We start from the raw sequence: 23,573 nt of genomic DNA on the forward strand, positions 1-23,573 counted from the left end.
GGCAAAGATAGGGAAATAATGCCATCCGCCTTTTGTTTTAACAATATTTTTGAAATCGAATTTGAATTCAACTGATTGGTTGACAATCAAATAATCATCAGGTCGGTCATAATCTCGTCCGAAACAAAGAGTCCTTTACGCGGCAAAGTGATGGTTTCGTTTTTTACCGTTACCAAATCAGCCTGAATATATTTTCCCAGCTGCTTCAGAAGATAATTTTTCACATCGGCGCCAAAAAGCTCATTTACAGCCTTTAACGACACGCCCCATTTGGTTCGTATGCGGGTTAAAATATATTCGTTGTAGCGGTCTTTTTCGGTTAATATTTCCTCTTCGGAATAGGCCAGATTATTCTCAATGGCTTTGATGTACGATTCAACATGTGAAGTATTCCACCGCCGCGAAAGCTGATCGAACGAATGCGCTGATGGCCCCAAACCCAGGTATTTTTTTCCCTGCCAGTACGAAGTATTGTGTTGCGAATACAGTTCGTTACGAGCAAAATTTGATATTTCGTACTGTTCGAATCCGGCGGAAGCTGCCCTGTCGATCAATATTTCGAATTGTTTTACACTTTCGGTTTCCGAGAGTTCCTTTAAAGTGCCTTTTTTTAGCCAGGTGTAAAAAGCTGTGCCTTCGTGATAAGTTAGATGGTAAGCCGAAAGATGCTGCACGGGTAATTGAAAAACCTGATCCAGACTGTCTTTCCATTCTTCTTCTGTTAAACCCGGTAATCCGTATATAAGATCGACACTGATATTATCAAAACCTACTCTTGCTGCATTTTGAATGGCTTCGATGGCCTGGCCGGCATCGTGGCGACGATTCATTTTTTGCAGGTGCCGGTTTTGCAGGGCCTGAATACCTAGACTCAAGCGATTAATACCGGCTTTTTTTATGGCCAAAAGATATTCTGTTGTCAAATCATCGGGATTGGCTTCGAAGGTAATTTCAGCCGCTTCACGAATATCGAAATGCTGATTTAAATGCGTCAGAATATCGGCCAGTTCGCTGGCTTCAAGTACCGAAGGTGTTCCTCCTCCGAAATAAATGGTTTCCACCACCTCGTTTTGAAGGTAGTTTTTACGTAACTTTGCCTCCGCTTTCAGGCCAACCAAAAACTTTGGTTTTAATGTTGTATTTACGGTTTTATAAAAATCGCAATAGTAACATTTTTGCCTGCAAAAAGGAATATGAATATAAATTCCCGCCATGTTAAAATTTAATGACTATTGGAGACTTACGATCTGGTTCTTAATGATGTGTTATCTGCTTTTTATACCGGCCAGCCAACTTCCGACAGAACCGTTTTTAAAGATCCCTCATTTTGATAAAATTGTCCATTTTTCCCTGTTTTTTATGCTCTGTCTTTTGCTCTTCAGACCGGTAAAAAAACTTACGCCCAACTATTATTTTTGGGCGCCGTTTGTGAGTATATTTCTGGCCATAACACTCGAATCCGTCCAGCATAAAATTTCTGCCAGTCGTCAATCCGATATTTTCGATTTATGGGCAAATTTAGCCGGTCTGTCAACAGCGACCCTTGTATTTCGGTTGCTGATTTCAGGAAAAAAGCTGGAAAAACTGATCTAAAGTTTAACCAGGTCTTCGTATTTATCAATGTCTTCCCCGATCTTTTCGAGCGTTGTTTCCTTGTAAAAATTACGAATTTGTGTTCTAAGCACCTCGTATTGTGCATGTACCGGACACAAAGGTTTTGATGGATCGTGCGTTTTACAGGGTTCCAGACTAATCAGACAGTTGGTGAAAAACTCTTCGCCATCCACTTTGGTAACGATTTCCCACAACGATATTTGTGAAGCATCTCTTGCCAGCGAAAAACCACCGTTGGGCCCTTTAGTGGAAACCAGCAACTTTTGTTTTACCAGGTTTTGGAGAATTTTTCCCAAAAATGGTGAGGATAAACCAAGATCTTCTGAAATTTTCTTGATACCGATTCGTTTGTCTTCGGTCGAAAATTTTCCAAGATAAATGAGGGCTCTGAGAGCATATTTACAAGTATTCGATAACATAATTAAGACATTTTGTTAATTATCCATTGTTTGCTAAATGAGTTTTGGGCCACGCGTGGAAATTTCTTCCGGTTGCCCAAAATATCGGGTTGCAACTTCAACAATCCGTTTTTAAGCGAACCGTTGACGATGTCTAAGTTTTTACGTTTTTTGAAGGCCCATTGGTAAGCTTTCATTCCCATATTCCAGCCCAGCGATCCGTGCTTCTGATCGACACTGGCTTTCCGGTTGAGCAAAAGTAAATCGTGCAAAGGAATCTTTACCGGGCAAACCTGTGTACAAGCTCCGCAAATGGTACAGGCAAAGCTAAGGTGATCAAATTTGAAGCCTTTCATTAGTGGTGTTATCACCGAACCAACAGGCCCGCTGTAAGTGGTATTATAGGTATATCCTCCTACATTTTTATAGATGGGGCAAGCATTTAAACAGGCGCCGCACCGTAAACATTTTAAGGCTTTAAAATGCTCTTTTCCTTCGGCAATTTTGGTTCGGTTATTATCCAGTAAAACCACAACCATTTTATCGGGTCCGTTGGCTTCGTTGCTTCTTTTAGGCCCCGTAAACAACGAGTTATAAACGGTTACCTGTTGACCAGTACCGAGGGTTGAAAGCAGTGGAAAAAACAAAGGCAAATCGTTGATCGAGGGTATGATCTTTTCGATTCCGGTGATTACAATATGTACTTTCGGAAAAGACACTGACATCATTCCGTTTCCTTCGTTTTCGGTAAGCGCCACCCCGCCAACATCGGCCACCAAAAAGTTTGAACCCGTTACTCCTATTTCGGCGCTGGTAAACTTTTTACGCAAAACACCCCGCACAAATCTGGTCAGCTCTTCGGGTGTTGAATGTTCGGGTGTATTAAATTTTTTATGAAAAAGCTCCGCCACATCTTCTTTCGATTTGTGCATGGCGGGTGTTAAAATATGATAAGGTTTTTCGCCGGCTACCTGAACAATAAACTCTCCAAGATCGGTTTCAACCGGCTGGTAACCGGCGTGTTCCAGATTTTCATTCAGTTCAATCTCTTCCGAGATCATCGACTTACTCTTCACTAGAACATGTGCGTTTACGCTCTGCAGAACCTTTTTTATTTCTTCAACGGCTTCCGTTCCGTTGCGGGCCCACAACACTTCAATTCCGTTATTTCGGGCATTTTTTTCAAATGTTTCGAGCTGGGTGGCAAGGTCGGCCACAACTTTATCCTTGACGTACGAAACACGCTGTTTCGCCAGTTCAAGGTTGGTATAACGAAGCTTGCCTTTGGCCACTGCTTCATCATATTTCGAAATATTGAAATTTAAGGTTCGTCGATGCTGTTGGTTATAAGCTATTTTAGAATCCTGAAGAAATATGTTTTTGAATTCCGTCATTCATTAACAAATAGGAATCTGATCGACTCTTCGCGCGTGTCTTCCTCCCTCGAAATCAGTATTCAAAAAAGTTTTTACAATGGCAATTGCTTCTTCGTCGCTGACAAAACGACCCGGAATGGCACAAACATTTGCATTATTATGCTGACGCGCCAGAGCAGCAATTTCAGTATTCCAGCAAACAGCAGAACGAACACCCTGGTGTTTATTGGCAGCTATGCTAATTCCCTGACCTGTTCCGCAAAATGTAATACCTGTTTCGTACTCGCCTTTTTCAATGGCTTCACCGATTAAATGTGCATAAACCGGGTAGTCGACACTTTCTTCGGTATACGATCCAAAATCTTTATACTGAATGTTGTTTTCCTGCAGGTATTTTATAATCACCTGTTTTTTCAGAAAGCCTGCGTGATCGCTAGCCAATGCAATAACTTTTCCTTCGATATTCATAATCTGACAAAATTAATACTTTTTCATATTTATCTCATCCATTCTTTATAATTATGAAAAAGATGTCTTTCTTCTAAATAAGCATCTGTTTGACACTGATAAACAATGCCTTACAAACTAATTTTATTTACTTTTTCCTCGTTTGAACAGTTTTTGGAGGTCACTTTTTTCGTGTTTAAAAACAGTTGCAAGAAAAAGAAGCATAAAAACGGTGTTTACTCCGTATTCAATAACTGCATTTAGTGTTGCTGTAAAATAAGATGCGGCAAAAAACACAAGCGCAAATAAAACATAAGTTCCAATCCGCTTTAAATCGTAAGGAACGAAGTAATGTTTTTGTCCGATTACAAAGGATACAACCATCATCACCAGAAAACAAACGAAAACCGCAATGGCCGATCCCATATAACCCATAAGAGGTATCAGTAAAATATTTAAGAGCAATGTAATAGCTGAACCTACCAACGCCATATAGGCTCCATAGCGTGTTTTATCGGTGAGTTTGTACCAAAGCGAAAGCGTAAAATAAACTCCGAAAAACAGATTCGCCAGTAATACCAAGGGAACCACTTTTAATCCTTCGTGATATTTGGGATCGATGATCATTTTTACCACATCGAGGTAAAGCATCATTCCCAAAAAAATGATTAATCCGAAAATCACAAAATACTTCATGACCACTGCATACACACGGGGATCGTCTTTTGATCCGCCACGCGCAAAAAAGAAGGGTTCGAAAGCATAACGAAAAGCCTGAATAAACATATTCATTAGCACCGCCAGTTTATAGTTGGCGCCATAAATTCCCAGTTGAAACATCGGATCCTGATCCTGCGGCAATAAAAAAGGCAGCAAAACCTTATCAATGTTTTGATTGATCATACCGGTTAATCCTACAATCAAAATAGGAAAACCGTAACTCAACATTTGCTTCAGCAGCTTCCTGTCAAAATGAAAAGAAATACGGAAGATTTCGGGAAGAAGGAAGAACAATACAATTACAGATGCCAGCAGGTTTGAAATAAACACATACCCAACGCCGATTTCTTTTGAATACACCAGGTTAACTATTGAATCCGGATTGTTTTCCACCAGTTTTGGACAAAGCGAAATAAAGAACAGGTTAAAACCAATGTTAAAACCGATAAAAATGAACTTAAGCATCGCAAATTTTATCGGCCGGTTGTTCAGGCGTAAACGAGCAAAAGGAATGGCCGTAAACGCATCAATTCCCAAAATAATGGCAAACCAAAGGATGTATTCCGGATGATCGGGATAACGAAGCCATCCGGCTATTTCGTTTCTAAAAGCCGAGGCCAGCAATACAAAAGAAAGTGTGGTAAAAAACAGCGAAATAATGGAAGTGGAATAAACCGTTTCGGGTTTTTCGCTTCGCGATGCATACCTGAAATAGGAGGTTTCCATCCCAAAAGTAAGCAACACCAGAAAAAAGGCCACATACGCATACATGTTGGTAACAACCCCGTATTCTTCGGGCAAAAACATAAAAGAATAATAGGGGACAAGCCACCAGTTCAGAAAACGCCCCACTATACTGCTAACGCCATAGATTGCTGTATCGCCGGCTAATTTTTTAAAAGGATTCAATTGTGTATTATTTTTCAGCAAAGATAAAATACATTTGACAGCAAACATTTAATAGTTTTTATCTTTGATTTTTAATTTATTCGAAAGCGCATGAGACAAAAGCTTTTTCCAGTTTTGCTGATGATTACAATGTTTGTAACCATATTTTCCTGTTCAAGCAAATCAGATAAAAGACCGCGTAAACCGGTAAGCAGCATTGCTGTTCAACCCGAAAGACAACAGTACGTTTGGGGAGAAAAGGTTTCGGTAGGCGTATCGACCAAGCTTCGCGATGGTGAATTGAAATCGGTTAAGCTGTATTTTGAAAATAATTTGATTGAAGAAAGCAAAGAACTTGATTTTACGGCGAAAAGTGTTGAATTAAAGACACTTGGAAACGTGAATTTAAATGTTCATACTGAAAAAACAGATGAATTAGAAAATACACGTTCAAAAACCATCACGGTTCTATCCGATGTTAAACCTGCCCAGTTTTCGTACCAGGTGCTGAATAATTACCCACATTTAACAACTTCTTACACCCAGGGCCTGGAATACTACAACGGTTATCTTTATGAAGGAACCGGTGAAAGAGGTCATTCCAAACTGATGAAGATAGACATAACAACCGGTAAGCCGCTTCAGGTTTTCGAAATGGAGGATAAGTATTTTGGAGAGGGAATTACCATTTTGAACAACAAAATTTATCAGCTCACTTACAAAGCACAAAAAGGTTTTGTTTACGATCTGGAAACACTGGCAGTTATCGACAGTTTTACTTATACTTCCCAGGAAGGTTGGGGACTTACCAACGACGGAGAAAACCTGATAATGAGCGACGGAACACATGTTCTTACCTGGCTTAATCCCGAAGATTTTTCGGTAGTGAAAAAACTTCAGGTTGCCGACGACCGCGTGTTAATGAACAATTTAAACGAACTGGAATATGTGAACGGCTTTATTTACGCCAACATTTATACTTCCAATTACCTTGTAAAGATTGATGTTTCGACTGGTAAAGTGCTCGAAGAAATAAACATGGCCGGGATTATTGATCTTTACCACAAACAAGGCGAGCGTATCGACTATCTGAACGGAATTGCGTACGATGCCGAAAACGACCGCATGTTTGTTACCGGAAAATTGTATTCCCGTTTATTCCAGGTAAAATTTATTTCAAAATAAAGTAGGGGAGTCTCCGTATTTTATTTTTCCTAAATGTTTGTAGGCCAAATCTGTAACTTCTCTTCCCCGGGGAGTACGTTTAATAAATCCTTCTTTAATTAAAAAGGGTTCGTAAACTTCTTCTATGGTGCCTGCATCTTCGCCAACTGCAGTGGCAATAGTTGTAATACCCACCGGACCACCTTTAAATTTGTCGATAATGGAGGCCAAAATACGGTTATCCATTTCATCCAAACCATGTTTGTCGATGTTCATGGCCGTTAAAGCATGACGCGTAATATCAATTTCGATATTACCGTTTCCTTTTACCTGGGCAAAATCGCGTACTCTGCGAAGTAATGAATTCACAATACGAGGTGTTCCACGGCTTCTTAAAGCAATTTCGCGGGCAGCATCTTCGGTTATATTTACATTCAGAATACCGGCCGAACGTTTAACGATAAGCGTCAATACATCTGCATCGTAGTACTCCAGGTGCGATTTAATGCCAAAACGGGCGCGCAGGGGAGACGTTAACAATCCAGACCGGGTTGTGGCTCCAATAAGCGTAAAAGGGCTTAATTCGAGCTGTACGGACCTTGCACTGGGTCCTTTGTCGATCATAATATCGATTCGAAAATCTTCCATGGCCGAATACAGGTATTCTTCCACAATGGGCGACAAGCGGTGAATTTCGTCGATAAACAACACATCGCAATCATCGAGGTTGGTTAATAAACCTGCTAAATCGCCGGGTTTATCCAGCACCGGTCCCGATGTAATTTTAAAACCAACTCCCAGTTCGTTGGCAATTATATTTGATAAGGTGGTTTTACCCAATCCGGGCGGACCGTGTAATAAAACATGATCTAGGGCCTCACCCCTCATTTTAGCGGCTTTTACAAATATTTCGAGGTTTTCAACAATTTGTTTCTGACCTCTGAAATCACTGAACTCAAGTGGGCGTAATTTTTTATCCAGCTCCCTCTCCGTCTCCGCGTATGAACCTCCTCTTATGTCCAGATTTTCTTCCATTATTAACAATTAAGCTAAAAAGTGCATTACTTTTTCCAATAGTTGCTCGGCAGTGAAAGGTTTCGACAGGTATTCATTCATGCCGGCGTCAAAGCATTTTTCACGATCGTTATCCAGTGTATTTGCAGTTATGGCAATTATAGGTACTTGATTTTCAATACCTTGTTCAAGTTCGTATTTTCTTATTTCGCCGGTTATTTCATAACCGTTCATCCCGGGTAACATCAAATCCATTAATATTAAGCGGTAACTGTTGTTTTTAACCGCTTCAATGGCATCGTGCCCGTTTGTGACTGCCGTAACCGTGAAATTGTATTTCTTTAGATTAAAAGTAACTATTTTCTGATTCAGCACATTGTCCTCAACTAATAGAATGTCCAAGCTTACCGTATTAATATATTTATATTCAAAACAAATATAAAAACTAATACTGGTTATTATAACCTGTTGATTGGTGTTAATTAGTATTTCTTAGTTTTTATGAAGAACGTTTTCACTGCGTTTTTAAGTAGTTTTAAACATCGCTGGTAAACAATAAAACGCTATAAAATAACCCTGTTCTATTTTTTATAAACAATTGTTAATAGCGCAACACAGAAGGAAAGGAACGATATTAACCGGTGTAAACAGTGTTGAAATATTGAACCTAAAATTTTACGCTTCTAACAATTCTATTTCAAACTCGTTTTTATATGTAGAAAATTGCGGATAAACCAAATATTAATTGAAAAGATTATTTTTGTTTTTTAAGCAAAAAGCCCACAGTTTGTTAACAATTCAGCTATTTTGCAAAGGCCTGAAAAATAATTCAATGACGAAAAGTTTCGACATACTTGTTCATAAACTAAATACTTTTAAACTTAAGTACCATTCGTACCAGGTTATAAAAGGATTAGTGCTAAGTGCAGTTGTTTTGATTGTGTTATTAACCGCTTTTTCTCTGATTGAATATTTTGGGTACTTGTCGACTGATGCCAGGAAAACGCTGTTTTATGGTTTTATTGTTTTTAGTGTTTTGCTTCTGGTAGGTTTTGTTGGAATTCCTCTGCTTCGGCTATTACATATTTTCAAACCACTTAATTTAAAGAGGACGACACTGTTAATTCAGAATCATTTTTCTGAAATACAAGATAAATTATTGAATATCATTGAATTATCAAATTATCAAGATAATAATGTTTCTGCTGATATTTTAATGGCCAGTATCGATCAGAAGATTGATGAATTAAAGGTTTTTAACTTTAATGAAGCTGTTAGTTTCAGAACTATTCGATTAATAGCTGTTTATCTCATGATTAGTGCAGCAGCTACTTTGGGATTGTTTATTATCAATAGAAATATTTTTACCGAATCGGCGCATAGGATTATTCATTACAACGAAACCTTTGTTAAACCCGCACCTTTTACTTTTTATCTTCAAAATAAAGAGTTGAAAGCGAAAAAGGGAGATCCTTTTATTATTAAGGCAACTGCCGAAGGAAACGAAATTCCTCAGATTGCTTACATTAATATTGACGGGAATAACTACCTGATGAAATCGAGTGGGGAAGGAGCGTTCGAATTTGAAATGGCTTCGGTTATTAACCCGGTTAAGTTTTATTTTTCTGATTTGAAATACAAGTCTCAGTCTTATCAACTGCAATTATTACCCAAACCGGGTATTAACGGTTTTAAAACTGAAATAGATCCACCCGCTTACACTGCATTGAAAAGCCAGGTTTTTGATAATATTGGCGATTTGCAGGTACCCAACGGAGCTCGTATAAAATGGATTTTTAACGGAATCGATGTTGATTCGTTATATATTGTTGTAAACGATTCTGTTCGGATAAACGCTAAAAATACGGATGAAGGATTTACCATTGAAAAGAGTTTTTATCAATCTTCGTCGTATAATGTTTTAATACAAAACAAAGTAACCGAACCAGAGCTTGCACTTTCCTATTCCGTTGATGTAATTCCCGATCTCTATCCAGAAATTGATGTGGTTCAGTTGCAGGATTCAACACATATTACACGGTATTTTTATAAGGGAATGATAGGAGACGATTATGGTTTTTCTTCACTCAAATTTCACTATAATATCGATAATGCCGATTCCAGTATCACTATTCCCGTGGTAAAGAATTTAAGCGATCAGGAGTTTTATTTTAGTTACGATTTTAATGACTTACCCAACAAGGAAGGATTGATATCTTATTATTTTTCGGTAAGCGACAATGATGCGATCAATCGTTATAAAACAACTACATCGAAAAGTTTTACCTTTCATTTTCCTACTCAAGAGGAAATTCAAGAGTTCGATACAGAACAGTTCAAGGCGCTTGAAAATATTTTGGATCAGAGTCAGATGTTGGCCAATGAAATTCAGCAGGATCTTAAAAATCTTCAGTTTAAAAACATGGATGCTTCGGTATCGGATTGGGATAAGTCGCAGATGGTCAACGATATCGTTCAAAAGCAAAATCAACTTGAAAAGTTATACGATCAGGTAAAACAAAGCAACGAGAATTTAAATAACTATTTAAACTCGTTTGATAAACCAGATAATGATATTCTCGAAAAACAAAAACAGATTGAAGAACTTCTGGATGAAGTGTTTACGGATGAGCTAAAAAAGCTGATGGAAGAGTTTAATAAACTCGCTGAGGAGTTTGACAGTAAGAAATTGAATCAGCTGAGTAAAAACATGAATATGACATTCGACGATCTTCAAAAGCAATTAGACCGCAACCTGGAAATGCTTAAAAAGATGAAGATCGAGCAAAAACTCCAGGATGTGATTGATACAATAGAAGAGATGGCCGGCGAAGAGGAACAGTTAGCTGATCAGGTTTTGGAGGAAAAGAACTTCGAAGAAGCGAAAGAGGAAGTTGAAAGGCATGATCAAGAAATGGAAAATCTTAGAAAGCAAATAAAGGATGCTTTAGAGATGAATAAGGAGCTTGAAAAGCCAATGATGTTTGATGAGTTCGATGAAGATTTTAAAAATGTGGATGAAAGCATAGAAGAAAGCAAAGAAAATCTGCAACAGAAAAACAAAAGGAAATCTGGTTCCAGTATAAAGGAGACGTCGGAGAAAATGAAGAATATGGCTTTTGGTATGCAGCAAATGCTGGATATGAACGGTCAGCAGCAGAATATGGAAAATATTCAGAATTTAAGGCAGATTCTAAGTAACCTGATTTACATTAGTTTCAACCAGGAAGATATTTTAAATGGTCTTAACGGAGTCGATACAAAGGATCCGCAATTGGTTAAGTTTAACCAAAGCCAGAAACGGATAAAGGATCAAAGTATCATTGTAAGAGATTCTTTGTATGCACTGGCAATGAGGACCCCTCAAATTACCAGCACTGTAAACAATGAATTGGTTTCGCTCGAGATTAATCTCGATAAAGCGTCGTCTGAAATGGAAGAAGCACTTTTTCCGCAGGCCAGAGGTAGTCAGCAGTTTGTAATTACAGCAGCCAATAACCTTGCTTTATTACTGAACGAAGTGTTGGAACAAATCGAAAAGCAGCAAGCCAGCGCTCAGCCCGGAGATCAGCAATGCGAAAATCCCGGCGGTAGTGGTAGCGGAATGCAAGATTTAAAAGAGTCTTCTGAAAGTTTAAAAAAGCAGTTAGAGAACATGATTCAGCAAATGAAGAACGGTAGTAGTCAAGGGATGAGTCAACAACTTGGAGAGAGTTTAATGCAACACGAAATGATGCAGCAGATGATTCGGGAGATGATGAATAACGGTAGTGTTGGAAGCGGTGCAAAAAACATGCTGCAGCAGATCGATCAAATGCTCGAACAAAACCGTAAGGAATTGATGAGTAGAAATATAAACGCTGAAACAATTAAACGTCAGAATCTGATCACAACGCGATTGCTCGAAGCTGAAAAAGCTGAGATGGAAAGAGAGTATGAAGAGAAGCGTGAGTCGGAGAGTGCCGATGATTTTTACAGTAACCCCGTTAAATTTTTTGAGTATAAAGAAAAAGAAAACTACTCAATTGAATATTTAAACAAGAATTCTCATAAATTGAACCACTTTTATAACAGTAAATACAAGCAGTATTTGAATAATATCAAAACCAACCAGTGATAGAACCGTCCCGTTACATATTGGTTATCAATTCTTCGCAAAACGAACTAACGAAAGCAGAAGCTTTTTTAAAAGATATTTTCGTAGCACATAAGCTACCTGATATTTGTTTTAATAAGGCTTATTTATGTCTTTCGGAAGCCGTAGTGAATTCAATTGTACACGGGAATAAAAATGTATTGCACAAAGAAATAAAAGTGAAAGTCGATTGTTTAACACACAGTCTTGTTGTTAGTGTAACCGACGAAGGAGAAGGTTTTGATTTTATAAATTTGCCTGATCCAACACATAGAAAGAATTTAAAAAAGGAATCAGGTAGAGGCATTCATATCATTAAATCTTTGTCTGATTCCGTCGAATATAATCATATTGGAAACAGCCTCCAATTTAAAATTCAATGTAAATGAATTCGGTAGAATTTTACTTCGAAGACATTGATCCCATTTCAATTCACGAAAATATTTTAAATTTGCAGCTTAATTCTTTGATTAAAAAAGAGTTAAAGGAAATGGGTGATATTTCGGTCATTTTTTGTTCTGATGAATACTTATTGGAAATGAACAAAGAGTACCTGAATCACGATTATTATACGGATATAATAACATTCGATTATGTCGAAGGTGATGTTATTTCCGGAGATCTTTTCATCAGTATTGACAGGGTACGGGAAAACGCTCAGCAATTCAATTCTACGCTCTTAAAAGAGCTTTACAGAGTTGTTTTCCATGGCACTTTACACTTGGTTGGGTATAAGGATAAAACAGACGATGAAAAGGTTTTAATGCGAAGTAAAGAAGATTTCTATCTGGGTGAAGTTGATTTTAAGGGGTTGGATATATGATACCAAAATATGATGTGATTGTGGTAGGAGGTGGGCATGCCGGATGCGAGGCTGCAGCCGCTGCTGCTAATTTAGGCTCAAAAACCTTACTGATTACAATGGATATGACCAAATACGGTCAGATGTCCTGTAATCCGGCAATGGGAGGTATAGCAAAGGGGCAAATTGTTCGGGAAATTGATGCTTTAGGCGGTTATTCAGGAATTATAGCGGATAAAACTACTATTCAGTTTAGAATGCTCAACCGTTCGAAAGGTCCTGCTATGTGGAGTCCTCGTGCGCAAAACGACCGTTTCCGGTTTACCGAAGAATGGCGTAATGTGCTGGAAAACATTGATAATCTGGATCTTTGGCAAGACGCTGTGGTCGGTTTATTGATTGATAATAAGCAAGTTAAAGGGGTTAGAACAAAAATTGGAATAGAATTTCAGTCGAATACAGTAATTCTTACCAATGGTACTTTTCTTAACGGTTTAATGCATATCGGTGCATCTAAAATGCAAGGTGGACGGATTGGCGAGTCGGCTTCTTACAACATAACAGAACAGTTGTTTGATAACGGGTTTAAAACCGGCCGTTTAAAAACAGGAACACCCGTTAGAATTGATGGCAGAACTATTGATTTTAGTCGATTAACAGAGCAAAAGGGAGATGAAGGTCATTTCAAGTTTTCATACTTACCTGAAGCAAAATCGACGTTAAAACAGCGTTCTTGTTGGATCACTTATACCAGTCCTGAAGTTCATGGCGAATTGGAAAAAGGTTTTGAATTTTCTCCTATGTTCGATGGAACCATTCAAGGTGCCGGACCTCGTTATTGTCCAAGCATAGAATCTAAGCTTATTACGTTTGCTGAAAAGCAACAACATCAGTTGTTTCTTGAACCTGAAGGCGAGAATACCATAGAATATTACCTTAATGGTTTTTCTTCATCGCTTCCCTGGGATGTGCAATTAAACGCATTAAATAAAATACCCGGATTGGAAAACGCGAAAATATTCAGGCCAGGATACGCGATTGAATACGATTATTTCGATCCCACTCAATTGCATCACACACTGGAAACTAAACTGGTTGGAAATCTTTATTTTGCCGGGCAAATTAACGGAACAACTGGTTATGAAGAGGCTGGAGCCCAAGGTATTATGGCCGGAATTAATTCCCATTTAAAAGCGCAAGGTGCTAAAAAAGAGTTCATTTTGAATAGAGATGAAGCTTATATTGGGGTATTAATTGACGATTTGGTGACAAAGGGAGTGGATGAACCTTATCGTATGTTTACCAGCCGGGCTGAATATCGTATTTTGTTACGACAGGATAATGCTGATATTCGTTTAACACCTCGTTCTTTTGAATTAGGTTTGGCAAAAGAGGAACGTATTCATTTATTGGAGGAGAAATACGACTGGATAAACCAGATTATAACGTTTACAAAAGATTTTTCTGTTAAACCAAGATTTGTAAACGAGTTTCTTTCAAGAAGCGGTACTTCTGAACTCAAACAAGGAGTAAAGTTGTATGATATTATTTTACGTCCTCAGATTTCGATATTTGATTTAATTGAAGTGATCACTCCATTTGAAGCGTTTCTCAAAGATTTACCGGAATCGCGTAAATATGAAATTATTGAGGGTGCTGAGATTGCAATCAAATACGAAGGTTATATAAATCGTGAAAAACAGCTAGCCGAAAAGTTTGTTAAGCTGGATAATATAATAATTGAAGATAAATTTAATTATAGTGAATTAAAATCACTATCAACCGAAGCCCGCCAAAAACTCGAAAAAATACGACCTAAAACAATTGGACAGGCGAAAAGGATATCTGGTGTTTCACCCGCTGATATCAATGTTCTTTTGGTAATGATGGGTCGATAACGTTTCACGTGGAACAATAATATTTAAAATGGATTTAAAAAAAGAAATTAGAGAGATTGCTGATTATCCAAAAGAGGGGATAAGTTTCAAAGATATTACAACACTTTTTTTGAATCGGGATGCCATGCGGTATGTTACCGATTCTATTTGTGATCGATTTAAAGATAAAGGAATAACAAAGGTTGTTGGTCTGGAAGCGCGGGGATTTGTGTTTGGAGGTGCTCTGGCGAATCAGTTAAATGCAGGTTTTGTTCCGGTTCGTAAGCGAGGAAAACTGCCTTTTGATATTTTACAGGAGACGTATGATTTGGAATATGGCAGTGATGTGGTAGAAATGCATGCAGATGCATTAACAAGTGACGATGTAATTTTAATTCATGACGATTTGTTGGCCACAGGAGGAACAGCAGTAGCTGCGCTTAAACTTGCTCAAAAATGTGGGGTGAAGCAAATTTTTTTCAGTTTTATTTGTGATTTGGAGTTTATTGAAACCCCAAATAAACAACTTTTGCGCGATTACGAAACACAGGTTTTGGTTAAATATAATTAGTATTTGAAATATAAAGCTAAAAATAGTGATCTGGACCATCTGAAAGAGTTGTTGGTTGTCTTGCCGCATCAGCCCGGAATTTATCAGTTTTTTGATGCTTCCGGGATTATTATTTATATAGGTAAGGCAAAGGATTTAAAAAAGCGGGTTTCTTCTTACTTTTCAAAGCAACACGAGCATCGAAAAACAGCTATGCTCGTGCGGAATATTGCAGATATAAGGCATATGGTTGTGGAGAGCGAGCAGGATGCTTTGTTGTTGGAAAATAATCTTATCAAGAAATATCAGCCCCGTTATAATATCCGGTTAAAAGACGATAAGAGTTATCCGTGGATATGTGTGAAAAACGAACCTTTCCCAAGGGTTTTTAAAACTCGGAATTTAGTTCGTGACGGATCCCGATATTTTGGGCCGTACACGTCCTTTTATACCGTTCAAACCTTGCTTGATTTGTTTAAATCGGAATATAAATTAAGAACGTGTAATTATAATTTAAGCAAGGAAAATATAGCTGCAGGTAAGTTTAAGGTTTGTCTGGAATATCATATTGGTAATTGTCTTGGTCCTTGTGAAGGATATGTTTCTGAGGATAGTTATCAGCAGGGGATAATGGACATAAAGGATATATTGCAAGGAAACGTATCTGGAGTTATCAAGCATTTGGAGTTGTTAATGGCTGATATGTCTTCTGAATTGAAGTTTGAAGAGGCAATTAAGATCAAGGGAAAGTACGATTCATTAAAGCGTTATCAGAGTCGGTCGACAGTGGTTTCTCCTGTTATTACGGATGTGGATGTGTTTTCGATTGATGAGAATGAGACGCATGCTTTTATTAATTATCTTAAAATTATCCGTGGTGCCATTATTCAAACGTTTACTTTGGAAATAAAAAAAGGTCTTGAAGAAAGTACAAAAGAGCTTTTAATGGCCGGCATCGTTGATATTCGACAGAAAATATTTAGTAATGCCCGCGAGATTTTAGTACCTTTTAAACTCGATCAGGTACTTCAAAATGTCGAATTTAAAGTACCGCAGAGAGGGGATAAAAAGCAATTATTGGATCTGTCTATTCGAAATGCAAAGTATTTCAGACTTGAAAAGGAGAAGCAAGTTGTATTGAAAAATCCGCAAGTGAAAACCGATCGGATCTTAAATGCTATTAAAAAGGACCTTCAATTACAAGAGTTGCCCGAGTTGATTGAATGTTTCGATAATAGCAATTTGCAGGGTACACATCCTGTTGCTGCCTGCGTGGTATTTAAAAATGCAAAACCCTTAAAGCGCGAATACCGCCATTTTAATATTAAAACTGTTGAAGGTCCGAATGATTTCGCTTCAATGGAGGAGGTGGTTTATCGGCGCTACAAACGGTTATTGGATGAAGAAAAGCCGTTACCTCAGTTGATTGTTATTGATGGAGGGAAAGGGCAACTTTCTTCTGCTGTAAATGCCCTGGATCGGCTTAATCTTCGAGGTAAAATTTCAATTATTGGGATAGCAAAACGTCTGGAAGAAATTTATTTTCCCGGAGATTCTATACCTGTTTACATTAGTAAAAATTCCGAAACATTAAAAGTTATTCAGCAGTTACGCGACGAAGCCCATCGCTTTGGAATTACTTTTCATCGGAATAAGCGTTCTAAAAGTTTTATTGGATCTGAATTGAACGGAATTGAAGGGATAGGAGAGAAGACTGCAGAGAAATTGCTAAAGGAATTTAAGTCTGTTAAAAACATCCAAAATCAGACAGAAGAGCAGATCGCCGAAGTAATTGGTAAGGCAAAAGCTAAAATTGTGACTACCTATTTTAGTAGCAAAGATGGAGGTAAATAATCGTGTGCTTCTTGGAATGAGCGGTGGTATTGATAGTTCAGTGGCTGCTGTTATTTTAAAGGAAAAAGGATTTGAGGTTGTTGGTATTAGTTTTCAGTTTAGCGGTTCGGATAAACAATGTGATGAAAGTTTTCGCGATGCTCGTGAATTAGCTGCTAAGCTTAAGATACCTCACATTGTAGTTGATCTTAGAGATGAGTTTAAAAATACAATCATAAAATATTTTATTGAGGAATATCTTCAGGGCCGAACACCATTTCCGTGTGCGTATTGTAATCCTCGTTTGAAATTTCATTACCTCGAAAAATATGCGAATGAGCATAACTGTTATTACATTTCAACCGGGCATTATGTGAAAACAGGAATTCATAAAGGTGAAAAATATTTGTTTGCCGGGGACGACCCGGATAAAGATCAGACTTTTTTTCTGTGGGGACTAAAACGAGAAGTTGTTGACCGTTTACTTTTTCCTTTAGGTGAAAGTATAAAAACAGAGATTAGAAACTTAGCCAGCGAAAAAGGATTTAAAAGTTTATCGGAGAAAAAAGATAGTTTAGGAATCTGTTTTATTGAAGGAAATAACTACAGAAAATTTTTGGAAGAAAACGGAATTCAATCTACTCCCGGTAATTTTATTTATCATAATAATGAAATTATTGGGCGGCACAAAGGAATTAGCAATTATACCATCGGACAACGACGGGGATTAGGCTTAAATCTCAATTTTCCCGTTTTTGTGGCAGAAATTCGTCTAGATACTAACGAAATTGTGTTGGCGAAATACGAAGATTTGTACCGTAATAAAATCTTTCTGAGTAACTATTATTTTATTGATAAAGAGATTTTTAACGAGAGTGTAGATCTAACGGTTAAAGTACGATACAGGCTTCAGGAAACGCCCTGTAGATTGCATATTTTAGACGAGGCTAGGGCAGAGGTCGAATTATTACAACCTGAAGCCATGATTTCACCCGGACAAACAGCTGTATTTTATGATGGCGACAGATTAGTAGGCGGAGGTTTCATTGAATCGGCCGAATAGATTTTATCTATTAAAATTAAAAAGCAGGTCGATACTTTTCATCGCCTTCCAAAAGGCCCAGATAACTGATAAATCTCGATGGAGCAATTTCACCATTATCCACTGCCTGCTTAACGGCACAACCCGGTTCGTGGGTGTGAGAACAATTGTTGTACTGGCAATTTTCTGAGGTCTTAAATATTTCGACAAAATAATGCGAAATTTCCCACGGTTCCATCTCCAGCATACCAAAGGCTTTAATTCCCGGAGTATCGATGATATAGCCGCCAAAATCGAGTTTAAACAGCTCTGAATACGTAGTGGTGTGTTTACCGGTTTTATGCAGATCAGAAATTTCTTTTGTTTTAAGGTTTAAACCGGGCTGTATTTGATTGATCAAAGTTGATTTTCCAACTCCACTGTGCCCGTTTACTACGTTGGTTTTATTTTTGAGTGCATTTTTGAGTTCATCAACGCCATCTCCGTTATTAGCCGAAGTGCCCAGGCATTTGTAGCCAATGCTCTCGTAGATCGCCATCAAATCCTTCATTTTTTGGGTTTGTTCGGCATTGTACCTGTCGGTTTTATTAAACACCAGCATAACCGGAATTCGGTAGGCTTCAGCCGATGCGAGGTAACGGTCGATAAAAGTGGTGGTGGTAACCGGGTAGTCGATGGTTACGATCAGAATTGCCTGGTCGATATTGGCAGCAATAATGTGTGCCTGCTTCGATAGGTTGATCGAACGGCGGATGATGTAATTCTTTCGCTCCGCAATGGCGCTTATAAGGCCTATTTTAGCGTCTTTTTCGTTGGCAGATACGGTTTGAAGGGAAAAACTCACGCGATCGCCTACAGTGACAGGATTCGTGTTTTTAATGCCTTTTATCCGGAAGTTGCCTTTTATTTTGCATTCAAAGGTATTTCCTTCTTCATCCTCTACTGTGTACCAGCTTCCTGTTGATTTTATGACCAGTCCTTGTTTCAAAATATTTCTTTTGCTGCAAAGGTAGTCGAAATACTAATTCCCCGAAACTCAAACAAAAAGGGGAATCATGTTTGACTCCCCTTAACGTGTATTCTTTTATACTTGTTTTTCACGTGAAACAACTATTCCCAGTCGAGAATAATCTTGCCGCAGTCGCCACTTTCCATAATATCAAAAGCTTTCTGGAAATCGTCTGCCTTGAAACGGTGTGTAATAATAGGCGAAATATCAAGACCAGAAGTCAGCATCATTTCCATATGATACCAGGTTTCGTACATTTCGCGACCGTAAATACCTTTTAAGGTTAATCCTTTGAAAATTAAGCGGCTCCAGTTGATTTGAGTGCTTTGTGGAAGCAGGCCCAAAAGGCTGATCTTTCCGCCGTTGTACATGTGGTTAACCATGTCGTTAAAGGCTATTGGTGATCCTGAGCACTCCAAACCAATGTCGAAACCACTTACCATATTGTGTGTGGCCATTGCTTCTTTTATACTTTCTTTTGTTGGATCAATCACCCGGGTAGCGCCCATTTTTCGCGCCAGATCGCGGCGATATTTACTTAGATCGGTTCCGATAACGTTACGGGCTCCTGCAAATTTACAGATCGCTACAGCCATTGCTCCGATTGGACCACCGATACCCGTAATCAGCACGTCTTCTCCCAACAGAGGGAAGGACAAAGCAGTGTGTGTCGCATTTCCCAGCGGGTCCATAATGGCCATCATTTCGTCCGAAATTCGATCGTCGATGTGAAGCACATTTTTAGCCGGAACAGCGATATATTCAGCAAAACCACCATCGCGTTGAACGCCAATGCCAACAGTATTGTCGCAAATATGCTGACGACCGCGGCGGCAGTTACGACAGAAACCACAGGAAATATGGCCTTCTACTGTTACGCGTTCTCCAACTTTTACACGATCTACTTCCGAACCAACTTCCACTACTGTTCCCATGTATTCGTGCCCGATAATCACCGGAGTTTTAATGGTTTGCTGCGCCCATTCATCCCATTTGTAAATGTGTAAATCGGTTCCGCAAACAGCTGCTTTTTTCACTTTCAACAATATATCATTGGGTCCTGGTTTTGGAATTGGTACTTCTTCCATCCATAAACCTCTTTCCGGTTTACTTTTAACAATTGCCTTCATAATTTATTAAGTGATGATATTACTTTTCTAAATCAAAAAATAAAACTTTGCTAATTATTTAAAAAGTTGATACTTCAAATTTAATTTATGACCGAAAGTTAACACAAATAGAGAGTTAATACTCTGATTAAATTCAGCTAATTAATATTAATTTTTGCAAGGCGCTTTTGCGACATAAATTTTACCGGGTACCACGAGGCAAGAAAACCAATTGAGAGCACCGCCACAAATGCCAGGATAACATCGCTTACCATTATGTACACCGGATAAGCAGAAATGACGAAAGAACCATTGGCTCCGGGAAGCTTTAGCAAACCAAATTCAATTTGCAGCCAGCAAACAAAAATTCCCAGTAATGTTCCGATTAATCCACCGGCAAAAGAAATAATCCATCCCTCGTACAGGAAAATGCGGTTGATATTTTGAGTGGTCATTCCCATGCTCTGTAAAATAGTAATATCTTCTTTTTTATCGATATAAAGCATGGTAAGGTTGCCAATCATATTACCCGAGGCGAGCAGTAAAATAAAGATAAGAATAAAGTACACGGCCCATTTCTCCGACTTCATGGTTTTGAATACCAGGTCGTGTTGTTGTTCCTTGTTTTTCACGTGGAACTTGTCGCCTAAAATCGCCTCAATCTTATTCTGAACTTCTTTTACTGATGCAGAATCGTCAATATCCAATTCGATAGCTGACACCTTATTGCCGCTTTCAAAAAGCTCTTTAGCATAGCTGTCCGACACCAAAATATATTGTGCGTCGATCTCTTCCAAAACCGAAAAAATACCTGCGGGATACAAGTATCCGTGATTAACGGATCGCGAAGGATTTAAGGAAAACTGCCGGCCTTTTTTAGGAACATAAATATCGATAGGGTCAAGAAATGAAACACCTACGTTCAGGTAATTTGCCACTCCTCTTCCAACAATTGCGTAATCTATACCCTGTTTTTCAAAGTAATAGGAGCCGTCAGTAAGAAGTTTTTCGATATTGGTATAGCAGTTGTAATTGGCCGGAACTCCTTTAACCGTTGCCGGATATTGCTGTTTTCCGTATTTCAGCATGGCCACCTCTTCAATTACCTCGGCATAAGAAACCACACCGGGAACATCCTTAATTTTTTGGGCATCTATTTCTGAAGGATCAAACATTTTTCCTTCGGTTGGTGTGATTTTGAGATCGGGATCAAAATCGCTGTAAAAAACGCCAATCAACTGCGTGAAGCCGTTCATCACCGAAACAATAATAATGATAGCCATGGCCCCAACCACAATTCCTGCCATGGAAATCCCAGATATTATGTTAATAATATTTTGTTTCTTTTTTGAAACCAGGTATCTCTTGGCAATAAAAAAAGGTAAGTTCAAGGTAGTATCTCTTGGTAACGAATTGAAATGATTACGTTTTTAACAAGTTATCGATGTTTTCAATGTAATCGAGGCTATCGTCGATATAGAATTCAAGATCAGGAATTACACGCAGGCTTTTTCCTACTTTCCTGCCCAATTCACCTCTTAACTGTTTACTTATTAGTCGTATTTCTTCCAGTATTTCGTTGGCAAATTCCGAGGGGAAAACACTCAGATACACCCGTGCAATGCCCAGGTCTTTTGTAACCCTTACAACCGTTACACTGATTAATTTACCTACGAATTTTGTTTTGTTTACTTTTAGTAAAATATCGGCCATTTCGCGATGGACGAGTTTAGAAATTTTATTTTGACGCGTGCTGAATTGTTCCATGATGTTCTGTTAATGCGTCAAAATTAATGAAAATGAATGAATACCGTTCGTCTTTGTGCGAGTGTATTCAAAGAACGCACTCTCTTTTGAACGATAGCCCGATAAAATCGTTAATTTTAACTGCAAAATAAAACTTCTGTTATGACATATGTGGCAAATGAAAGTCGTTACGATACGATGAAATACAATCGATGTGGAAAGTGGGGGCTTAAATTACCGGCAGTTTCGCTGGGATTATGGCACAACTTCGGAGGCATCGATGTTTATGAAAACGGCAGGGCAATGTTGCACCGGGCATTCGACCTGGGAATAACACATTTCGACCTCGCCAATAACTACGGACCACCTCCCGGATCGGCAGAAGAAAATTTCGGAAGGATACTGAAACAGGATTTCCCGGCTTATCGCGACGAACTGATTATTTCAACAAAGGCTGGTTATTTGATGTGGCCCGGACCTTATGGCGAATGGGGAAGTCGCAAATATGTATTATCGAGCCTCGATCAGAGTTTGAAGCGGATGGGACTAGAGTACGTCGATATTTTTTATTCGCATCGTCCTGATCCTGATACGCCGCTGGAGGAAACCATGATGGCGCTTGATCAGGCAGTGCGGTCGGGAAAAGCACTGTATGTTGGCATTTCAAACTATCCGGCCGATATGGCCAAAGAAGCTTCACGCATTTTAAAGGAGCTGGGCACACCTTGCCTGATTCATCAACCTAAATATTCGATGTTTGAACGTTGGGTGGAAGACGAATTACTGGATGTATTGGAGCACGAAGGAATTGGATGTATCCCTTTTTCTCCATTGGCGCAAGGACTTTTAACCGACAAGTATTTGAATGGAATACCGGAAGGGTCCAGGGCTACCCGCGAAGTATTTTTAAAGAAGGAACACGTAGATTCTGGCTACAATAAAATTGTGAACTTGAACCAAATTGCATTGGAACGGGGACAGACTTTGGCGCAAATGGCACTGGCGTGGGTTTTACGAGACAAACGCGTTACATCGGTGTTAGTGGGAGCCAGTTCGGTAAAACAGATCGAAAACAACGTAGAAACGCTGAATAAGCTTTCGTTCTTCGACGAGGAATTGGTCGAAATTGAACGTATTTTGAAAGGATAATTAATTTGGATTGAAATTGAAACTTCTATAAAACAAGAAAAGCTTGCCAAACGGCAAGCTTTTCTGTTGTGTATTGTACCCAACTTACATTCCGAGTAATTTCTCTACGGCCCAAAACAGGCCGAAGATAATTGCCACTCCGGCAATTGCGCCAGCTGCCAAAGTGAATAGCATTTTCACGGGCAACATTTTCTTCTCATTTTCAGTGTCGGTATTAATGACAATCTGATTCTGATTTGTTTGAGTTTTCATCTGTTCTCTATTTGATATCCGGGAAATTAAAAAATAGATATTTCAAGTTTGTTTTCTTTCTGTAAGTAAATCCCGGATGGTTAAAATCATGCTTTATTGTCAATTAAAGACTAATAAGTATTTTGCAAAAATAGGATATTTACTTGAAACATACCAGGTGACAAGTGTTAATTTATGATTTGTTAAGCTCTTGTTAACGTGTGAGTTGCGAAATACTCATAAATAATAATAATAATATAAAATAATTTATACTTAATTATAATTATTCAGCAAAAACAAAAAAAAGGAGCCTGTTTATGACTCCTTTTTCTTGCTATTATCGTGTCTCGTCCTGAAATAGCGTTACACAAAAAGTAGCGTTATGAAAGAAATCAATCATTCACAGTACGTTAAGCGTACACAGAAGGACTATTCGATGTCCTTTAAATTGCAAGTTGTCACTGAGATA

22 protein-coding genes are annotated in these 23,573 nt (G+C 38.5%); 10 read left to right on the forward strand and 12 right to left on the reverse strand.

The annotated features are described in order from the left end of the window. Nucleotides 1-86: 86 nt before the first annotated feature. The gene (gene hemW, locus MR764_RS18480) at nt 87-1,214 is read right to left on the reverse strand and encodes a radical SAM family heme chaperone HemW (protein WP_247980938.1); all 1,128 of its coding nucleotides are present in this window, start codon (nt 1,212-1,214) and stop codon (nt 87-89) included. Here hemW and MR764_RS18485 point away from each other — a divergent pair. After that, on the forward strand, nt 1,213-1,593 hold the full coding sequence (locus tag MR764_RS18485; RefSeq protein WP_247980939.1) for a VanZ family protein: 381 nt from the start codon (nt 1,213-1,215) through the stop codon (nt 1,591-1,593). The two genes, hemW and MR764_RS18485, sit on opposite strands and share 2 nt — an antisense overlap. Here the strand turns inward: MR764_RS18485 and MR764_RS18490 are convergent. The 4 genes from MR764_RS18490 to MR764_RS18505 form a co-directional block, all read right to left on the reverse strand. After that, nucleotides 1,590-2,033 carry an Rrf2 family transcriptional regulator gene (locus MR764_RS18490; protein WP_247980940.1) on the reverse strand — a complete coding sequence of 148 codons (444 nt, stop codon included), beginning with the start codon at nt 2,031-2,033 and terminating at the stop codon, nt 1,590-1,592. The genes MR764_RS18485 and MR764_RS18490 overlap by 4 nt on opposite strands. 2 nt (nt 2,034-2,035) lie before the next feature. After that, on the reverse strand, nt 2,036-3,406 hold the full coding sequence (locus MR764_RS18495) for an LUD domain-containing protein (protein ID WP_247980941.1): 1,371 nt from the start codon (nt 3,404-3,406) through the stop codon (nt 2,036-2,038). Between the two features lie 3 nt (nt 3,407-3,409). Then, on the reverse strand, nt 3,410-3,856 hold the full coding sequence (rpiB, locus tag MR764_RS18500) for a ribose 5-phosphate isomerase B (protein WP_247980942.1): 447 nt from the start codon (nt 3,854-3,856) through the stop codon (nt 3,410-3,412). 123 nt (nt 3,857-3,979) lie between these two features. Continuing rightward, complete coding sequence (locus MR764_RS18505; protein WP_247980943.1) at nt 3,980-5,464, reverse strand: oligosaccharide flippase family protein; 1,485 nt, start codon at nt 5,462-5,464, stop codon at nt 3,980-3,982. Nucleotides 5,465-5,554: 90 nt separating this feature from the next. On the opposite strand from MR764_RS18505, the gene MR764_RS18510 reads away from it, so the two are divergent. Beyond that, nucleotides 5,555-6,628: a glutaminyl-peptide cyclotransferase gene (locus MR764_RS18510; RefSeq protein ID WP_247980944.1), complete on the forward strand. Its 1,074-nt coding sequence runs from the start codon at nt 5,555-5,557 to the stop codon at nt 6,626-6,628. Here MR764_RS18510 and ruvB read toward each other — a convergent pair. Both ruvB and MR764_RS18520 read right to left on the reverse strand, forming a co-directional pair. Then, the gene (gene ruvB, locus MR764_RS18515; RefSeq protein WP_247980945.1) at nt 6,620-7,642 is read right to left on the reverse strand and encodes a Holliday junction branch migration DNA helicase RuvB; all 1,023 of its coding nucleotides are present in this window, start codon (nt 7,640-7,642) and stop codon (nt 6,620-6,622) included. The genes MR764_RS18510 and ruvB overlap by 9 nt on opposite strands. 9 nt (nt 7,643-7,651) lie before the next feature. Beyond that, nucleotides 7,652-8,023 (reverse strand): response regulator, encoded by a 372-nt coding sequence (locus MR764_RS18520; RefSeq protein WP_247980946.1) that lies wholly within the window; start codon nt 8,021-8,023, stop codon nt 7,652-7,654. Nucleotides 8,024-8,453: 430 nt separating this feature from the next. Here MR764_RS18520 and MR764_RS18525 point away from each other — a divergent pair, with 430 nt between their 5' ends. Genes MR764_RS18525 through mnmA form a run of 7 tightly spaced genes read left to right on the forward strand, consistent with a single transcriptional unit; the run spans nt 8,454 to nt 17,881 of the window. Then, nucleotides 8,454-11,738, forward strand: coding sequence for a DUF4175 family protein (locus MR764_RS18525; protein ID WP_247980947.1), 3,285 nt, complete (start codon nt 8,454-8,456; stop codon nt 11,736-11,738). Beyond that, complete coding sequence (locus MR764_RS18530) at nt 11,735-12,145, forward strand: ATP-binding protein (protein ID WP_247980948.1); 411 nt, start codon at nt 11,735-11,737, stop codon at nt 12,143-12,145. Before MR764_RS18525 ends, MR764_RS18530 begins: the two co-directional genes overlap by 4 nt. Next, the gene (gene ybeY, locus MR764_RS18535; protein WP_247980949.1) at nt 12,142-12,579 is read left to right on the forward strand and encodes an rRNA maturation RNase YbeY; all 438 of its coding nucleotides are present in this window, start codon (nt 12,142-12,144) and stop codon (nt 12,577-12,579) included. The genes MR764_RS18530 and ybeY overlap by 4 nt, the downstream gene beginning before the upstream one ends. Beyond that, nucleotides 12,576-14,456, forward strand: a complete 1,881-nt coding sequence (gene mnmG / locus MR764_RS18540) for a tRNA uridine-5-carboxymethylaminomethyl(34) synthesis enzyme MnmG (protein WP_247980950.1) — start codon at nt 12,576-12,578, stop codon at nt 14,454-14,456. Before ybeY ends, mnmG begins: the two co-directional genes overlap by 4 nt. Nucleotides 14,457-14,484: 28 nt before the next feature. Beyond that, nucleotides 14,485-15,006 carry an adenine phosphoribosyltransferase gene (locus MR764_RS18545; protein WP_247980951.1) on the forward strand — a complete coding sequence of 174 codons (522 nt, stop codon included), beginning with the start codon at nt 14,485-14,487 and terminating at the stop codon, nt 15,004-15,006. Nucleotides 15,007-15,009: 3 nt separating this feature from the next. Continuing rightward, nucleotides 15,010-16,839, forward strand: coding sequence for an excinuclease ABC subunit UvrC (gene uvrC, locus MR764_RS18550; protein ID WP_247980952.1), 1,830 nt, complete (start codon nt 15,010-15,012; stop codon nt 16,837-16,839). Next, nucleotides 16,826-17,881, forward strand: a complete 1,056-nt coding sequence (mnmA, locus tag MR764_RS18555; RefSeq protein ID WP_247980953.1) for a tRNA 2-thiouridine(34) synthase MnmA — start codon at nt 16,826-16,828, stop codon at nt 17,879-17,881. Before uvrC ends, mnmA begins: the two co-directional genes overlap by 14 nt. 16 nt (nt 17,882-17,897) lie before the next feature. Here mnmA and rsgA read toward each other — a convergent pair whose 3' ends face one another. The 4 genes from rsgA to MR764_RS18575 all read right to left on the reverse strand — a co-directional run bounded on the left by rsgA (nt 17,898) and on the right by MR764_RS18575 (nt 21,745). Next, nucleotides 17,898-18,848 carry a ribosome small subunit-dependent GTPase A gene (gene rsgA, locus MR764_RS18560; protein WP_247980954.1) on the reverse strand — a complete coding sequence of 317 codons (951 nt, stop codon included), beginning with the start codon at nt 18,846-18,848 and terminating at the stop codon, nt 17,898-17,900. 122 nt (nt 18,849-18,970) lie between these two features. Then, nucleotides 18,971-19,999 carry an L-threonine 3-dehydrogenase gene (tdh, locus tag MR764_RS18565; protein ID WP_247980955.1) on the reverse strand — a complete coding sequence of 343 codons (1,029 nt, stop codon included), beginning with the start codon at nt 19,997-19,999 and terminating at the stop codon, nt 18,971-18,973. Nucleotides 20,000-20,136: 137 nt separating this feature from the next. Continuing rightward, nucleotides 20,137-21,285 carry an FtsX-like permease family protein gene (locus MR764_RS18570; RefSeq protein WP_247980956.1) on the reverse strand — a complete coding sequence of 383 codons (1,149 nt, stop codon included), beginning with the start codon at nt 21,283-21,285 and terminating at the stop codon, nt 20,137-20,139. A gap of 115 nt (nt 21,286-21,400) precedes the next feature. Beyond that, a complete protein-coding gene (locus MR764_RS18575; protein WP_247980957.1) occupies nt 21,401-21,745 on the reverse strand; it encodes a ribosome-binding factor A in 345 nt (114 codons plus the stop codon). Between the two features lie 141 nt (nt 21,746-21,886). Between MR764_RS18575 and mgrA the strand changes: the two genes are divergently transcribed. Continuing rightward, nucleotides 21,887-22,873 carry an L-glyceraldehyde 3-phosphate reductase gene (gene mgrA, locus MR764_RS18580; protein ID WP_247980958.1) on the forward strand — a complete coding sequence of 329 codons (987 nt, stop codon included), beginning with the start codon at nt 21,887-21,889 and terminating at the stop codon, nt 22,871-22,873. 84 nt (nt 22,874-22,957) lie between these two features. On the opposite strand, the gene MR764_RS18585 is transcribed toward mgrA, so the two are convergent. Next, the gene (locus MR764_RS18585; protein WP_247980959.1) at nt 22,958-23,125 is read right to left on the reverse strand and encodes a hypothetical protein; all 168 of its coding nucleotides are present in this window, start codon (nt 23,123-23,125) and stop codon (nt 22,958-22,960) included. Nucleotides 23,126-23,573 lie beyond the last annotated feature (448 nt).

The sequence above is a fragment of the Maribellus sp. YY47 genome (genome assembly GCF_023111095.1).
Taxonomy (GTDB): Bacteria; Bacteroidota; Bacteroidia; order Bacteroidales; family Prolixibacteraceae; genus Draconibacterium.

Coding starts and splice junctions, on each gene's coding strand:
- MR764_RS18485 (WP_247980939.1), top strand. CDS start 1,213: ATGTTAAAATTTAATGACTATTGGAGACTTACGATCTGGTTCTTAATG.
- hemW (WP_247980938.1), bottom strand. CDS start 1,214: ATGGCGGGAATTTATATTCATATTCCTTTTTGCAGGCAAAAATGTTAC.
- MR764_RS18490 (WP_247980940.1), bottom strand. CDS start 2,033: ATGTTATCGAATACTTGTAAATATGCTCTCAGAGCCCTCATTTATCTT.
- MR764_RS18495 (WP_247980941.1), bottom strand. CDS start 3,406: ATGACGGAATTCAAAAACATATTTCTTCAGGATTCTAAAATAGCTTAT.
- rpiB (WP_247980942.1), bottom strand. CDS start 3,856: ATGAATATCGAAGGAAAAGTTATTGCATTGGCTAGCGATCACGCAGGC.
- MR764_RS18510 (WP_247980944.1), top strand. CDS start 5,555: ATGAGACAAAAGCTTTTTCCAGTTTTGCTGATGATTACAATGTTTGTA.
- ruvB (WP_247980945.1), bottom strand. CDS start 7,642: ATGGAAGAAAATCTGGACATAAGAGGAGGTTCATACGCGGAGACGGAG.
- MR764_RS18525 (WP_247980947.1), top strand. CDS start 8,454: ATGACGAAAAGTTTCGACATACTTGTTCATAAACTAAATACTTTTAAA.
- ybeY (WP_247980949.1), top strand. CDS start 12,142: ATGAATTCGGTAGAATTTTACTTCGAAGACATTGATCCCATTTCAATT.
- mnmG (WP_247980950.1), top strand. CDS start 12,576: ATGATACCAAAATATGATGTGATTGTGGTAGGAGGTGGGCATGCCGGA.
- MR764_RS18545 (WP_247980951.1), top strand. CDS start 14,485: ATGGATTTAAAAAAAGAAATTAGAGAGATTGCTGATTATCCAAAAGAG.
- mnmA (WP_247980953.1), top strand. CDS start 16,826: ATGGAGGTAAATAATCGTGTGCTTCTTGGAATGAGCGGTGGTATTGAT.
- tdh (WP_247980955.1), bottom strand. CDS start 19,999: ATGAAGGCAATTGTTAAAAGTAAACCGGAAAGAGGTTTATGGATGGAA.
- MR764_RS18570 (WP_247980956.1), bottom strand. CDS start 21,285: ATGGCAGGAATTGTGGTTGGGGCCATGGCTATCATTATTATTGTTTCG.
- MR764_RS18575 (WP_247980957.1), bottom strand. CDS start 21,745: ATGGAACAATTCAGCACGCGTCAAAATAAAATTTCTAAACTCGTCCAT.
- mgrA (WP_247980958.1), top strand. CDS start 21,887: ATGACATATGTGGCAAATGAAAGTCGTTACGATACGATGAAATACAAT.
- MR764_RS18585 (WP_247980959.1), bottom strand. CDS start 23,125: ATGAAAACTCAAACAAATCAGAATCAGATTGTCATTAATACCGACACT.